Genomic DNA, 12,741 nt, shown 5'->3' on the forward strand with positions numbered 1-12,741 from the left:
CATGCGACGGCGTGATGCAACGTCTCCACGCAGTGCGCGACGCGCGAAGTAAACTTCTTCTTCAGCCGTAAGCAGAGGAGAATAACCAATCTCTCCCAGATACAGCTGAGTAGCGTCAAGCACTCGCTGTGTTGCTCCCTGAGATAACAGCTCCTCTTCGGCTAACTCGTTATCACTGGGTTCCTCTTCATTCAGGACTTTCTCATCGAAAGCCTCAACTCCGTTCTCATCAAATTCCGCGTCTTCATTTAAATCATGAACTTTCAGCGTATTCTGACTCATAAGGTGGCTCCTACCCGTGATCCCTGAACAAAATCTCCATGCTTCCTTCTTTTATTCGAGGCAGCAGCATTTACGCACGCTGCCACGGCAAAGCAAAGGATAGCATAACGACTTTGCCAAATTATCGCTGCGGCAAATAACGCAGCGGGTTTACGGATTTCCCCTTGTAACGAATTTCAAAATGCAAACGTGTAGAACTGGTTCCGGTGCTACCCATAGTAGCTATCTTCTGCCCCGCCTTAATGTCTTGTTGTTCCCGGACCAGCATTGTGTCGTTATGGGCGTAGGCACTCAGGTAATCATCGTTATGTTTGATGATAATAAGATTACCGTAACCGCGCAGAGCGTTCCCGGCATATACCACGCGTCCATCTGCGGTCGCGACGATAGCCTGGCCTTTCGACCCTGCGATATCGATCCCTTTATTGCCACCTTCGGTTGCAGAGAAGTTATCGATAACATTGCCATCAGTTGGCCAGCGCCAGGATGAAATCGGCGCGCTGGTAGAGGTACTGCTGGCTGTCGGTTCGGTCGTACTAACAGATGGCGCTGTAACAGGCGCTGTGACTACCGTCGCAGGCTTATTGTTAGGCAACATTTTGTTAGCACTCTGTTCACCTGAGTCCTCAGAATACGTAATTGTGGGTTGCGGCGCAACTACTACGGTTGAATTTTGTGCAGGTTGCGTCACGATTCCTTGTGCGGAAGCATCAGCCTGGGTGATTGCGTTACCGCCAGTTATTGGCGTACCGGATGGGTTTCCAACTTGCAGAACCTGCCCGACATTCAGGCTATACGGGGCGGCAACGCTATTTCGCTGGGCCAGATCGCGGAAATCGTTACCGGTTACCCAGGCAATGTAAAACAGTGTATCACCGCGTTTCACAGTGTAAGTGCTACCGCCGGTATAGCTACCTTTCGGAATGTTCCCATACTGGCGATTGTAAACAATTCGGCCATTTTGCGTCTGAACCGGCTGCGAAACCACCGGCTGGGCAGTTGATGGCTGGATCGTCGTTGGCGGTGTGATAACCGGCTGAACCGGCTGAATTTGCGGAGCCTGCTGCGGCGTGCTGCCCATCTTCGGTGGAGGGGTAATTAACATTCCGGATTCGGTGCTGCTGCCTGATGCGCTGCTGCCGTCTACGGAGCTGACCGGCGCGGGTGGATTACCAGAATTTGAGCATCCTGCCAGCCAGAGCGAAACCAGTGACAATGCCGCAATCCGGCTTAAGGTGAATGTTGGGCTTCCCGTGCTCATTTATCCCCCAAAAATGTATTTACTTGTGCGTGTTGAAAACCGTAGCGTAATGTAACGCCGCCCACCTTACGCTTAAACTCGCTGAAAACTTTAGGAAAAATCCGGGTCTCAGGCCAGTTCCCCTTTCACCAGCGGGACGAAACGTACATCTTCCACGGTTTCGATGATAAATTCGCTTCCCCGCCGATGGATGCACTTGAGCTGCTGATGCTCATCGCCCACGGGCAAAACGAGAATGCCGCCGTTATCCAGCTGCGACAGAAGCGCGGCGGGGATCTCCGGCGGTGCGGCCGTCACGATAATGGCATCAAACGGGGCGCGTGCCTGCCACCCCTGCCAGCCATCGCCATGACGGGTTGAAACATTATGCAGATCGAGCTGCTTCAGACGGCGACGCGCCTGCCACTGCAAGCCCTTGATTCGCTCGACGGAGCAGACATGGCGAACCAGATGCGCCAGAATTGCGGTCTGGTAGCCTGAGCCGGTGCCAATCTCCAGCACCCTTGAGTCCGGCGTCAGCGCCAGCAGTTCGGTCATACGCGCTACCATATAGGGCTGCGAAATGGTCTGCCCCTGGCCAATAGGTAACGCGACGTTCTCCCACGCTTTGTGTTCAAACGCTTCATCAATGAATTTCTCACGGGGAACCCGTGCGATAGCCTCCAGGACATGCTCATCTTTGATGCCCTGGCTGCGTAACTGATCGAGAAGGGCTTGTACGCGTCTGCTTACCATTGCGTGTTCACTCCGGCACGGCTTAACCAGTCCGAAACAACATCATGCGCGCTGTGTGCGGTAAGATCCACATGCAGCGGCGTTACCGAGACGTAGCCTTCATCTACGGCAGCAAAGTCGGTGTCCGGCCCGGCGTCGTGCTTCTCACCCGGCGGACCAATCCAGTAAAGCGTATTGCCGCGCGGATCCTCCTGCGGGATCACCTTATCCGCCGGATGGCGGCTGCCGCAGCGGGTGACGCGGATGCCTTTGATCTCATCAAGAGGCAGATCGGGCACGTTGATATTCAGGATACGGCCGGTGCGCAGCGGCTCACGACTCAGAGCGCGCAGAATCGAGCAGGTCACGGCGGCGGCGGTGTCATAGTGCTTATAGCCGTTAAGCGAGACCGCCAGCGCAGGAAAACCAAGATGACGCCCTTCCATTGCCGCCGCCACCGTCCCGGAGTAGATCACATCGTCGCCGAGGTTTGGCCCGGCGTTGATCCCGGCAATCACCACGTCCGGACGCGGGCGCATCAGGGCATTGACGCCCAGAAAGACGCAGTCGGTAGGCGTGCCCATCTGCACGGCGATATCGCCGTTCTCGAAGGTAAAGGTGCGAAGGGAAGATTCCAGCGTCAGGGAGTTAGAGGCTCCGCTGCGGTTACGATCGGGCGCGACAACCTGCACATCGGCAAATTCCCGTAAAGCATGAGCCAGGGTCTGAATACCTGGCGCATGGATCCCATCATCGTTACTCAGCAATATTCGCATAATCACCCGAGGTATTGATAAGTTCCCTTACTACGCTGGTGGCAAAGCTACCGGCTGGCAACCAGAAGCGCAGTTCGACTGTGACGTCATCCCACCACTCCCAGCTTAGCTGCTGCGGATAGAGCAGCGCGGCCCGGCGCGAAGCCTCAACCTTTTCGCGCACCAGCAGAGACTGCAGCAGAGGCGAATCGCTAATGGCCGCCTCTTCACGCGCCAGCGCCTCACGCTGGGTTCCCCACTCGCCGGTACCCGGCAGCGCAGCGGTAATCATTAACGCTTTGTCATCGACGCGCGTCTGTAGCGCCGCCAGCTCTTCCTGCGTTGCCACGAACCAGCTTCCGCGCCCCGCTAATTGTAGCGCATCGCCGTCAACAACTTGATTAAAGTCCGCTTTTTTCAGGCGCTCGCTGACGATCTGATTAAACAACGCGCTGCGGGCCGCCGACAACCAAAAACTGCGTTTATTGCGATCGCGCACCGGGGCATCGCTCTGCGCCCAGCGCAGCGCCCCCTGCAGGTTGCTGCCGCCGATACCAAAGCGTTGCGCGCCAAAGTAGTTCGGCACGCCCTGCTCTGCTATGGCACTGAGCCGGGCCTCAACGTCGGCACGGTCGCTTACTTCGCGCAGCACCAGGGTAAACTGGTTGCCCTGCAACGCCCCCAGCCGCAGCTTACGCTTGTGACGGGCGTACTCCAGCACCTTACAACCTTCCAGCTGAAAGGCGCTGAGATCCGGCATCTCTTTACCCGGCACGCGGGCGCAGAGCCACTGCTCGGTCACCGCATGCTTATCTTTCTGCCCGGCAAAGCTGATCTCCCGGGCATGGATCTTGAGGAATTTTGCCAGCGCATCGGCGACAAAGCGGGTATTACAGCCGGTTTTTAGCACCCGCACCAGAATATGCTCGCCCTCGCCGTCGGGAGCGAAGCCTAAATCTTCAATCACGACGAAGTCTTCCGGGTTGGCCTTCACCAGACCGCTGCCCTGAGGTTTGCCGTGCAGGTACGTCAGCGCGTCAAACTCGGTCATTTAGCCGCCTTATTCAACAGCGCCACGGCTTCACAGGCGATGCCTTCACCGCGCCCGGTAAAGCCCAGCTTCTCGGTGGTGGTGGCCTTCACGTTAACATCGTCCATATGACAACCGAGATCTTCGGCAATAAACACGCGCATCTGCGGGATGTGCGGCAGCATTTTTGGTGCCTGGGCGATAATCGTTACGTCAACGTTGCCAAGGGTATAGCCTTTCGCCTGGATACGACGCCAGGCCTCACGCAGCAGCTCGCGGCTGTCCGCGCCTTTAAACGCCGGATCGGTGTCCGGAAAGAGTTTGCCGATATCGCCCAGTGCCGCGGCACCAAGCAGCGCGTCGGTTAACGCATGCAGGGCTACGTCGCCATCGGAGTGCGCCAGCAGGCCTTTCTCATAAGGAATACGTACGCCGCCGATAATAATCGGGCCTTCTCCGCCAAAAGCGTGTACGTCAAAGCCGTGTCCAATACGCATTATCAGTTCTCCATAGAGGCGTTACGGGTAAGATAAAATTCTGCCAGCGCCAGGTCTTCAGGCCGCGTCACTTTAATATTATCAGCGCGGCCGGCGACCAGCTCGGGATGGTAACCGCAGTGCTCCAACGCCGAAGCCTCATCGGTGATGGTTGCCCCGTCGTTAAGCGCCCGTGTCAGGCACATTTTAAGCAGCGGCAGAGGGAAAAACTGTGGGGTCAGCGCGTGCCAGAGATCGTTACGATCCACGGTGTGGGCGATAGCGCTCTTACCTGGCTCGGCGCGCTTCATGGTATCGCGCACCGGGGCGGCCAGAATGCCGCCCGTACGGCTGGTTTCACAGAGAGAGAGCAGACGAGAGAGATCGTCCTGATGCAGGCAGGGGCGAGCAGCGTCGTGCACCAGCACCCACCCGGCGTCGCCAGCAGCGTGCAGGCCAGCCAGCACCGAATCGGCGCGCTCTGCGCCCCCATCAACGACGGTAACCTGGGGATGCTGCGCCAGCGAAAGCCCGGCGAAACGCTCATCGCCCGGACTGACGGCAATAATTACCCTCTCAACACGCGGATTCGCCAGCAGCGCCGCAACCGTATGTTCAAGAATGGTTTTATTGCCAATCGAAAGATACTGTTTAGGGCATTCCGTTTGCATACGACGGCCAAATCCGGCGGCCGGTACGACGGCACAGATGGCCGGAACTATTGCTGCCATGTAAGAAAACCTGGGCCTGTTATCGACTATTTTGTGGTGACCCTGGGCTGCGTTTGGACGCATCCGGAACCAGACGATAAAAGGTTTCGCCTGGCTTGGTCATACTGAGTTCGTTACGTGCGCGCTCTTCAATTGCTTCCTGGCCGCCGTTGAGATCGTCAATTTCGGCGAACAGCTGATCGTTGCGCGCTTTTAGCTTAGCGTTTGTTGCCTGCTGTACCGTGACATCATCGCTGACGCGGCTGAAGTCGTGGAGGCCATTCTTGCCAAACCACAATGAATACTGTAGCCAGACCAGCAAAGCCAGCAACAGCAGCGTTAATTTACCCATCCTGCCCCCTGTAAAACGGCATCATCATCCCATAACTTACGCCAGGACTCCACTCTAAGCCGATACCGCAACGACGCTGCCAAATGTACCATACCTCACCCGCTCCAGGCACTGTCCAGGCCTGGAAACATCGTCTTAAAAAGCGTTACGGTTTGAATTATGGCTTGCTTTAACCCATTAGCCACATGAATAAGACGCCGAACATGGCGACGCTGGCCAGCGCCGTCACCAGGCTGCTATAGACCAGCCTGCCGTTGAGCAGAGAGTGAATGGCTACCCCTACCACCACCGCAACGGGCATCAGTGCCAGAAAGAATGGCCAGGTATAGAGAAAGAAAAAGAGGGTGTTAGAGCCGTACAGCAGAAACGGTATGCTCAGCGCCAGCAGCCATGAGGCAAAGCCAACGACGGCTCCTGGCAGTGACCAGGTCGGCTCGTCGTTGGCAACGCCGGTTTCAGATGGGTTGATAGTAATATTCTGGCTATTGCGCATAGTGGATCCTGTGACCTGACTTGCCGGGCGCAACACCCGGCGTTGTCTCAGGATCTGATAATATCGTCCCGTTTCAGTAGATCTAATAATTGAGCCACCAAATTTGTTACCAATTGTTCGCCGTCAAGGTGCAGCTCTGGCGACTCGGGAGACTCATAAACGGAATCGATCCCGGTGAAATGACGTAGCTCACCGGCACGCGCCTTTTTATACAGCCCTTTCGGATCCCGCGCTTCGCAGGTGGCCAGGGAGGTATCCACAAAGACCTCGTAGAAACGCCCTTCGCCTACGCGCTCGCGTACCATCTGCCGCTCCGCACGGTGCGGAGAGATGAAAGCAGTCAGCACCACCAGCCCCGCATCCACCATCAGGCGGGCCACTTCGCCCACGCGACGAATGTTCTCTTTGCGATCGTCGTCGCTGAAACCCAGATCGCTACACAGGCCGTGGCGCACGTTATCGCCGTCAAGCAGATAGGTGCTGACGCCTAACCGATGCAGCGCCTCCTCCAGCGCGCCGGCAACCGTGGATTTACCCGAGCCGGATAGCCCGGTAAACCACAGCACAACCCCACGGTGACCGTGGAGTTGCTCCCGCTGCTGCGCGGTGACGGGATGGGCGTGCCAGACGACGTTCTCGTCATGCTCCGCCATTATTTGCCTCCCAGCAGATCGCGTGCGCCCCAGTGTGGGAAGTGCTTGCGTACCAGCGCGTTCAGCTCCAGTTCAAAGGCGCTGAACTCAGAGGGCGTTGCCACAGCATCAGCGTTCGGCTGATTGACCATGCCCGCGCCGACGGTGACGTTGCTCAGGCGGTCAATAAAGATCATTCCCCCGGTAACCGGGTTGTCCTGGTACTTATCCAGCACCAGCGGCTCGTCAAAGGTCAGGTCTACCAGGCCGATACCATTCAGCGGCAGCGCATCGACGCTGCGCTGGGTCAGGTTGTTGATGTCCACCTGATACTGGATGCCGTCCACCCGCGCCCGCGTCTTCTTGCCCGCGATTTTGATGTCGTAGCTTTGGCCCGGGGTCAGCGGCTGTTCGGCCATCCACACCACGTCCACCGCCGCGCTCTGTACGGCTGGCAGGCTCTCCTGCGCATCCAGCAGCAGATCGCCACGGCTGATATCGATCTCATCTTTCAGCACCAGGGTGACCGCTTCGCCCGCGCCCGCTTCCGGCAGATCGCCATCGAAGGTCACAATGCGCGCGACCGAGGATTCCACGCCCGACGGCAGCACCTTAACGCGCTGGCCCACCTTAACGCTGCCGGAAGCAACGGTACCGGAGAAGCCACGGAAGTCGAGGTTCGGACGGTTAACGTACTGCACCGGGAAGCGCATCGGCTGGGTTTCCACTACGCGGTGGATCTCAACGCTCTCCAGCACCTCCAGCAGGGTCGGGCCGCTGTACCACGGCATGCTCGCGCTCTGGCTGGCAACGTTATCACCCTCCAGCGCCGACAGCGGTACAAAGCGGATGTCGAGGTTGCCCGGCAGCTGCTCGGCAAAGGTCAGGTATTGCTGGCGAATCGTTTCAAAGGTCTCTTCGCTGAACTCTACCAGGTCCATTTTGTTTACCGCCACCACCAGGTGCTTAATGCCCAGCAGAGTAGAGATAAAGCTGTGGCGACGGGTCTGATCCAGCACGCCTTTACGCGCGTCGATCAGCAGGATCGCCAGATCGCAGGTAGAGGCACCGGTGGCCATGTTACGGGTGTACTGCTCGTGCCCCGGGGTATCAGCGATAATAAACTTACGCTTTTCGGTAGAGAAGTAGCGGTAGGCCACGTCAATGGTGATGCCCTGCTCACGCTCGGCCTGCAGGCCATCCACCAGCAGTGCGAGGTCGAGCTTTTCGCCCTGGGTACCGTGGCGTTTGCTGTCGTTGTGCAGCGTAGAGAGCTGATCCTCATAAATCTGGCGCGTGTCGTGCAGCAGACGGCCAATCAGGGTGCTTTTACCGTCATCGACGCTGCCGCAGGTCAGAAAGCGCAGCAGGCTTTTGTGCTGCTGGGCGTGCAGGTACGCTTCGACGCCGCCTTCGTTAGCAATTTGTTGGGCAATAGTGGTATTCATGGCGGCTCCTTAGAAGTATCCCTGGCGTTTTTTCAGCTCCATCGAGCCGGCCTGGTCACGGTCGATGACGCGCCCCTGGCGTTCGCTGGTCGTGGAGACCAGCATCTCTTCGATGATCTCCGGCAGCGTCTGGGCATCAGACTCTACCGCGCCGGTCAGCGGCCAGCAGCCGAGGGTACGGAAGCGCACCATGCGCTGTTTGATCTCTTCGCCCGGCTGCAGGTCGATGCGGTCATCATCGATCATCATCAGCATGCCGTCACGTTCCAGCACCGGACGTTCAGCCGCGAGGTAGAGCGGAACGATTTCGATATTTTCCAGGTAGATGTACTGCCAGATATCCAGCTCGGTCCAGTTCGACAGCGGGAAGACGCGGATGCTCTCACCTTTGTTGATCTGGCCATTGTAGTTGTGCCACAGCTCCGGGCGCTGGTTTTTTGGATCCCAGCGGTGGAAGCGGTCACGGAAGGAGTAGATACGCTCTTTCGCCCGGGATTTTTCCTCGTCGCGACGCGCGCCGCCGAAGGCCGCATCAAAGCCGTATTTATTCAGCGCCTGCTTCAGCCCTTCCGTCTTCATGATATCCGTGTGCTTGGCGCTGCCGTGCACGAACGGGTTGATCCCCATCGCCACGCCTTCCGGGTTTTTGTGCACCAGCAGTTCACAGCCGTAGGCTTTGGCAGTACGGTCACGGAACTCATACATCTCACGGAATTTCCAGCCAGTATCGACATGCAGCAGCGGGAAAGGCAGCGTACCCGGATAGAAGGCTTTGCGTGCCAGGTGCAGCATAACGCTGGAGTCTTTACCGATGGAGTACATCATCACCGGATTAGAAAATTCAGCCGCCACCTCACGAATAATATGGATGCTTTCCGCCTCCAGTTGTCGCAGGTGGGTGAGTCGTTTTTGATCCATAACCGTTCCTTAAAGGGAAATTTACCACACGAGACGATCTGTTCTGTACGTCTGTTAGACGTCGTATGAGTCGCTAAAAATAAGGGATAGAGGGACTATAGGGGGCGTCTGAGGGCGAATGAAATTACGAATTGGAATGAGTAGTTACTCAATGGAATAACGTTGAGCAAAAGCAAAGATCAAAAAGTGCTTAACGCGAGAAAATACGGGCGTTTAAGCGTAATTGAAATTGTGTAACTGCGATCACAGTTTCATACTAAGCAGGTCAAAAATTTTGCTTCATTTTTAAGGACTCACTATGTTTCCCGCATTGCGCCACCTTGTTGTAGCTCTGGCGCTCGGTGTGTGCTTTACCGTGCCGGGGCAGGCAAAAGCCAGCCAGCCCGGCGCGATGGCCAGCGAGCAGGCTCGCCATATTGCCACCTATTTCCCAGGCCGTATGACCGGCACGCCTGCGGAGATGCTCTCAGCCGACTATCTACGCCAGCAGTTTGAACAGATGGGCTACCAGAGCGATATCCGCAAGTTCAATAGCCGCTACATCTATACCTCACGCAACAAGAACCAGAACTGGCACAACGTGACCGGTAGTACGGTGATCGCCGCCCATGAAGGCAAGCTGGCCCAGCAGATCATTGTGATGGCACACCTGGATACCTACGCGCCGCGTAGCGATGCCGATAGCGATAACAACCTTGGCGGCCTGACGCTGCAAGGGATCGACGATAATGCCGCCGGCCTAGGAGTGATGCTGGAGCTGGCGGATAGGCTCAAGCATATTCAAACCCAGTACAGCATTCGCTTTGTTGCTACCAGCGGCGAGGAGGAGGGACGGCTGGGGGCGGAAAATCTATTGCAGCGCATGAGCGACGCCGAGAAGAAAAATACGCTGCTGGTGATCAACCTCGATAACCTGATCGTTGGCGACAAACTCTACTTCAACAGCGGCAAAAGCACGCCCGCTGCGGTGCGCAAGCTGACCCGGGATCGGGCCTTAGCCATTGCTCGTCAGCATGGCATCACCGCCGCCACCAATCCAGGTTTGAACCCGGATTATCCAAAAGGCACCGACTGCTGCCATGATAGTGAAGTTTTCGACCGGGCGGGTATTCCGGTGCTCTCCGTCGAGGCCACGAACTGGTCACTGGGGAAAAAGGATGGCTACCAGCAGCGGGCAAAAACCAAAGCCTTCCCCGACGGCACCAGCTGGCATAACGTGCGTCTGGATAACCAGCAGTTCCTCGACAGCGCCCTGCCCGGCCGCATTGAGCGCCGCAGCCGCGACGTCATGCGCATCATGCTGCCGCTAATGAAAGAGCTGGCGAAAGCGGAGAAAGGTGCCTGAAGCTGATGGTGTGGGATTTGGGTCCTATGATACATTGTGTCTACACCAAAAAATATCTACAATGTAGACACAGGCTGTATACCATGAGGTAGATATGATTCGCAGTAATGTAAAACGTTGGGGAAACTCTCCTGCGATCCGGATCCCAGCAACGTTAATGCAGGCCCTTAATCTTAATATTGATGATGAAGTTAAGATCGATTTGGTAGAAGGTAAGCTTGTCATCGAGCCAGTAAGAAATGAGGCTGTGTTTTCGCTTGCAGAGCTGGTTGAAGATATCACGTCCGACAACCAGCATGCGCTGGTGGACTGGGGTAAACCTGAAGGTAAGGAAACCTGGTAAATGATAAGTCGATTCGTACCCGATTCAGGGGATCTCATATGGGTTGATTTTGACCCAACTAAAGGAAATGAGCAGGCAGGACATCGTCCTGCCGTGGTGCTAAGTCCATTCATCTATAACAATAAAACAGGGCTTTGCCTTTGTGTTCCCTGTACCACAAAAGCAAAGGGCTACCCTTTTGAAGTAGAACTCTCCGGTGAGCGTAACGCAGTAGCGCTTGCTGATCAGGTGAAATGCATCGCCTGGAAAGTCAGAAACGCAGCGAAAAAAGGCAGAGTAACAGAGCAGGAACTAGAAGTGATCAGAGCTAAGGTTAAGGCCTTAGTAGGGTAATACTTCAAGCGGTTAATATTTGCCCACCACCCACCATATGGATATAATTAAATCACCAAATGGAGGTTAATCATGAAAACGTTTAGCGTATCCACGTCTCAGGCCAGGCCGCCCCGTTTATGGCAGGTAGCTGGTTTAAACAATGCCGATGGTGTGGCACTGCTGGGTCAGATTAACGAAGGCCTTGATGGCAAAGTTGCTAGCCTGATCGTTGACTGGGCAAAGATAACGCAAAACGACCTGCGCAAAATGTCGGGTATCCCATCAACCACTTTCAGCCGCAGCCTGAAAGCTCGATTCAGTGCCGATCAGAGTGAACGGCTGGTGCGCATCATTCGTGTTCTTGATCGGGCGGTAGAACTTTTCGAAGGCGATAAAGATGAAGCGCAAAAATGGTTGAATGAGCCTAACCGTGCGCTGGGCTGGAAAGTGCCAGCAGAGCTGATGGCATCCGAAACCGGGGCTTATGAAGTCATGAAGCTGATCACCCGTCTGGAGCATGGAGTCTACTCTTGATCCTCTATCGGCTAACAAAGACTAAGTATCTTTCTACAGCCTGGACTGGTTATGGAGCCAAAGAGGCTGGAGGCCGCTGGAATAGCGTCGGTACGTCGATGGTTTATGTATCAGAAACCGCATCGTTAACTCTGCTGGAAACGTTGGTGCATCTGCGTGCGGCACAGATTATGGATTATTTCACGTTGTTGAGTATCGATGTGCCTGATGACCTGATTCAAAAGGCCAATATGGAAGAAGTCCCTGATAATTGGGCCGATGAAGAAGCACCACCAGAGCTGGCCGCTTATGGTGATGCCTGGTGCTTCACTAAGGCATCTATAGCCTTGCAAGTGCCTAGTGCTTTATCGCCGGTGGAAAATAACTATCTGCTAAATCCTGAACATCCAGCTTTCTTCGAGCTTACGCAAAAGTCAAAAGCCATTTCGTTTCAATTCGACAGTCGATTAAAACCCGATCGCAAGTGATGAACATGCAGCAAGTTGGTGCCCATTTGTGCTGAACTGATTAAGGAGAACCCATGTACTACTCTAAGCGAGGGCATTTCTAGTTACCGTAAAGGAGCTAAAAATGTCCAACTTCAATACTCGAAAAGACCGCGATCGTCACGGCAAAGCAAAACCCCATTTCCGTATCACGTACCCTTCACGCTGGGGTGTAATGTATGTCCATCATTACGATCAATATGGAGCAAACACACCGGATTGCAATTACGATAAAAACCCTGGCTGGTGGAATAGAATAACTACCACTCGCCGCCGCCGAGCTACCGATCGCTTGATGCTCATCGGCATTCTGCGTGATGCTGATCCTGATGGTATTACCTGGCTGGCTGACAAACGCCCCAGTATTTATTACTGGTGAGCCTAATTTGCTGCGCGATTATCCCCGCTGACGCGGGGAACTTATTTATCTTGATTGTATCCTGAAGGCCAACCACGGCTTATCCCCGCTAGCGCGGGGAACTCTGGTCCCGCTGAGTCCAGCTATCAGCAGCCTGCGGTTTATCCCCGCGAACGCGGGGAACTCACGCGATACAGCGTGTTGAGGTGGGTGACTGTCGGTTTATCCCCGCTGGCGCGGGGAACTCACGCGATACAGCGTGTTGAGGTGGGTGACTGTCGGTTTATCCC

18 protein-coding genes are annotated in these 12,741 nt (G+C 55.6%); 6 read left to right on the forward strand and 12 right to left on the reverse strand.

Going from position 1 to position 12,741, the window contains the following annotated elements; genetic code table 11:
• From RTN40_RS06510 to cysD, 12 genes are all read right to left on the reverse strand, one after another.
• Positions 1–282, reverse strand: a 282-nt coding sequence (locus RTN40_RS06510; protein WP_312227761.1) for a sigma-70 factor domain-containing protein, incomplete at its 3' end; no start/stop codon positions are given.
• A 121-nt stretch (positions 283–403) separates the two neighbouring features.
• Positions 404–1,543 carry a murein hydrolase activator NlpD gene (gene nlpD / locus RTN40_RS06515; protein WP_409418514.1) on the reverse strand — a complete coding sequence of 380 codons (1,140 nt, stop codon included), beginning with the start codon at positions 1,541–1,543 and terminating at the stop codon, positions 404–406.
• Between the two features lie 108 nt (positions 1,544–1,651).
• On the reverse strand, positions 1,652–2,278 hold the full coding sequence (locus RTN40_RS06525; protein WP_312227763.1) for a protein-L-isoaspartate(D-aspartate) O-methyltransferase: 627 nt from the start codon (positions 2,276–2,278) through the stop codon (positions 1,652–1,654).
• Entirely contained in the window at positions 2,272–3,033 is a 762-nt protein-coding gene (surE, locus tag RTN40_RS06530; protein ID WP_312227764.1) for a 5'/3'-nucleotidase SurE, read from the reverse strand. Before surE ends, RTN40_RS06525 begins: the two co-directional genes overlap by 7 nt.
• Positions 3,014–4,063, reverse strand: coding sequence for a tRNA pseudouridine(13) synthase TruD (gene truD, locus RTN40_RS06535; RefSeq protein WP_312227765.1), 1,050 nt, complete (start codon positions 4,061–4,063; stop codon positions 3,014–3,016). Before truD ends, surE begins: the two co-directional genes overlap by 20 nt.
• Positions 4,060–4,539 (reverse strand): 2-C-methyl-D-erythritol 2,4-cyclodiphosphate synthase, encoded by a 480-nt coding sequence (gene ispF, locus RTN40_RS06540; RefSeq protein ID WP_312227766.1) that lies wholly within the window; start codon positions 4,537–4,539, stop codon positions 4,060–4,062. Before ispF ends, truD begins: the two co-directional genes overlap by 4 nt.
• Positions 4,540–4,541: 2 nt before the next feature.
• A complete protein-coding gene (gene ispD, locus RTN40_RS06545) occupies positions 4,542–5,249 on the reverse strand; it encodes a 2-C-methyl-D-erythritol 4-phosphate cytidylyltransferase (RefSeq protein ID WP_312227767.1) in 708 nt (235 codons plus the stop codon).
• A gap of 19 nt (positions 5,250–5,268) precedes the next feature.
• On the reverse strand, positions 5,269–5,580 hold the full coding sequence (gene ftsB / locus RTN40_RS06550; RefSeq protein ID WP_103818268.1) for a cell division protein FtsB: 312 nt from the start codon (positions 5,578–5,580) through the stop codon (positions 5,269–5,271).
• Positions 5,581–5,749: 169 nt separating this feature from the next.
• On the reverse strand, positions 5,750–6,073 hold the full coding sequence (locus RTN40_RS06555) for a DUF3561 family protein (protein ID WP_312227768.1): 324 nt from the start codon (positions 6,071–6,073) through the stop codon (positions 5,750–5,752).
• 47 nt (positions 6,074–6,120) lie between these two features.
• Entirely contained in the window at positions 6,121–6,726 is a 606-nt protein-coding gene (cysC, locus tag RTN40_RS06560; protein ID WP_312227769.1) for an adenylyl-sulfate kinase, read from the reverse strand.
• Positions 6,726–8,153, reverse strand: coding sequence for a sulfate adenylyltransferase subunit CysN (gene cysN, locus RTN40_RS06565; RefSeq protein ID WP_312227770.1), 1,428 nt, complete (start codon positions 8,151–8,153; stop codon positions 6,726–6,728). Before cysN ends, cysC begins: the two co-directional genes overlap by 1 nt.
• Before the next feature lie 9 nt (positions 8,154–8,162).
• Positions 8,163–9,071, reverse strand: a complete 909-nt coding sequence (gene cysD / locus RTN40_RS06570) for a sulfate adenylyltransferase subunit CysD (protein WP_042387833.1) — start codon at positions 9,069–9,071, stop codon at positions 8,163–8,165.
• 298 nt (positions 9,072–9,369) lie between these two features.
• On the opposite strand from cysD, the gene RTN40_RS06575 reads away from it, so the two are divergent.
• The 6 genes from RTN40_RS06575 to RTN40_RS06600 all read left to right on the forward strand — a co-directional run bounded on the left by RTN40_RS06575 (position 9,370) and on the right by RTN40_RS06600 (position 12,472).
• On the forward strand, positions 9,370–10,416 hold the full coding sequence (locus RTN40_RS06575; protein WP_312227771.1) for an aminopeptidase: 1,047 nt from the start codon (positions 9,370–9,372) through the stop codon (positions 10,414–10,416).
• A 94-nt stretch (positions 10,417–10,510) separates the two neighbouring features.
• Positions 10,511–10,759 carry a type II toxin-antitoxin system antitoxin MazE gene (mazE, locus tag RTN40_RS06580; protein ID WP_312227772.1) on the forward strand — a complete coding sequence of 83 codons (249 nt, stop codon included), beginning with the start codon at positions 10,511–10,513 and terminating at the stop codon, positions 10,757–10,759.
• On the forward strand, positions 10,760–11,092 hold the full coding sequence (mazF, locus tag RTN40_RS06585) for an endoribonuclease MazF (RefSeq protein WP_312213706.1): 333 nt from the start codon (positions 10,760–10,762) through the stop codon (positions 11,090–11,092).
• A 72-nt stretch (positions 11,093–11,164) separates the two neighbouring features.
• Positions 11,165–11,608: an antitoxin Xre/MbcA/ParS toxin-binding domain-containing protein gene (locus tag RTN40_RS06590; protein WP_312227773.1), complete on the forward strand. Its 444-nt coding sequence runs from the start codon at positions 11,165–11,167 to the stop codon at positions 11,606–11,608.
• A complete protein-coding gene (locus RTN40_RS06595; protein ID WP_312227774.1) occupies positions 11,605–12,075 on the forward strand; it encodes an RES family NAD+ phosphorylase in 471 nt (156 codons plus the stop codon). Before RTN40_RS06590 ends, RTN40_RS06595 begins: the two co-directional genes overlap by 4 nt.
• 103 nt (positions 12,076–12,178) lie before the next feature.
• The gene (locus RTN40_RS06600) at positions 12,179–12,472 is read left to right on the forward strand and encodes a hypothetical protein (RefSeq protein ID WP_312227775.1); all 294 of its coding nucleotides are present in this window, start codon (positions 12,179–12,181) and stop codon (positions 12,470–12,472) included.
• Positions 12,473–12,741: the final 269 nt, after the last annotated feature.

Source organism: Pseudescherichia sp., from assembly GCF_031987975.1.
Lineage (GTDB): Bacteria > Pseudomonadota > Gammaproteobacteria > Enterobacterales > Enterobacteriaceae > Pseudescherichia.

Bases quoted from the DNA above. Each gene is read 5' to 3' on its own strand.
- RTN40_RS06525 (WP_312227763.1), bottom strand. From the start codon at position 2,278: ATGGTAAGCAGACGCGTACAAGCCCTTCTCGATCAGTTACGCAGCCAG.
- surE (WP_312227764.1), bottom strand. From the start codon at position 3,033: ATGCGAATATTGCTGAGTAACGATGATGGGATCCATGCGCCAGGTATT.
- RTN40_RS06590 (WP_312227773.1), top strand. From the start codon at position 11,165: ATGAAAACGTTTAGCGTATCCACGTCTCAGGCCAGGCCGCCCCGTTTA.
- RTN40_RS06555 (WP_312227768.1), bottom strand. From the start codon at position 6,073: ATGCGCAATAGCCAGAATATTACTATCAACCCATCTGAAACCGGCGTT.
- ispF (WP_312227766.1), bottom strand. From the start codon at position 4,539: ATGCGTATTGGACACGGCTTTGACGTACACGCTTTTGGCGGAGAAGGC.
- truD (WP_312227765.1), bottom strand. From the start codon at position 4,063: ATGACCGAGTTTGACGCGCTGACGTACCTGCACGGCAAACCTCAGGGC.
- cysC (WP_312227769.1), bottom strand. From the start codon at position 6,726: ATGGCGGAGCATGACGAGAACGTCGTCTGGCACGCCCATCCCGTCACC.
- cysD (WP_042387833.1), bottom strand. From the start codon at position 9,071: ATGGATCAAAAACGACTCACCCACCTGCGACAACTGGAGGCGGAAAGC.
- mazF (WP_312213706.1), top strand. From the start codon at position 10,760: ATGATAAGTCGATTCGTACCCGATTCAGGGGATCTCATATGGGTTGAT.
- RTN40_RS06575 (WP_312227771.1), top strand. From the start codon at position 9,370: ATGTTTCCCGCATTGCGCCACCTTGTTGTAGCTCTGGCGCTCGGTGTG.
- mazE (WP_312227772.1), top strand. From the start codon at position 10,511: ATGATTCGCAGTAATGTAAAACGTTGGGGAAACTCTCCTGCGATCCGG.
- ispD (WP_312227767.1), bottom strand. From the start codon at position 5,249: ATGGCAGCAATAGTTCCGGCCATCTGTGCCGTCGTACCGGCCGCCGGA.
- ftsB (WP_103818268.1), bottom strand. From the start codon at position 5,580: ATGGGTAAATTAACGCTGCTGTTGCTGGCTTTGCTGGTCTGGCTACAG.
- RTN40_RS06600 (WP_312227775.1), top strand. From the start codon at position 12,179: ATGTCCAACTTCAATACTCGAAAAGACCGCGATCGTCACGGCAAAGCA.
- nlpD (WP_409418514.1), bottom strand. From the start codon at position 1,543: ATGAGCACGGGAAGCCCAACATTCACCTTAAGCCGGATTGCGGCATTG.
- cysN (WP_312227770.1), bottom strand. From the start codon at position 8,153: ATGAATACCACTATTGCCCAACAAATTGCTAACGAAGGCGGCGTCGAA.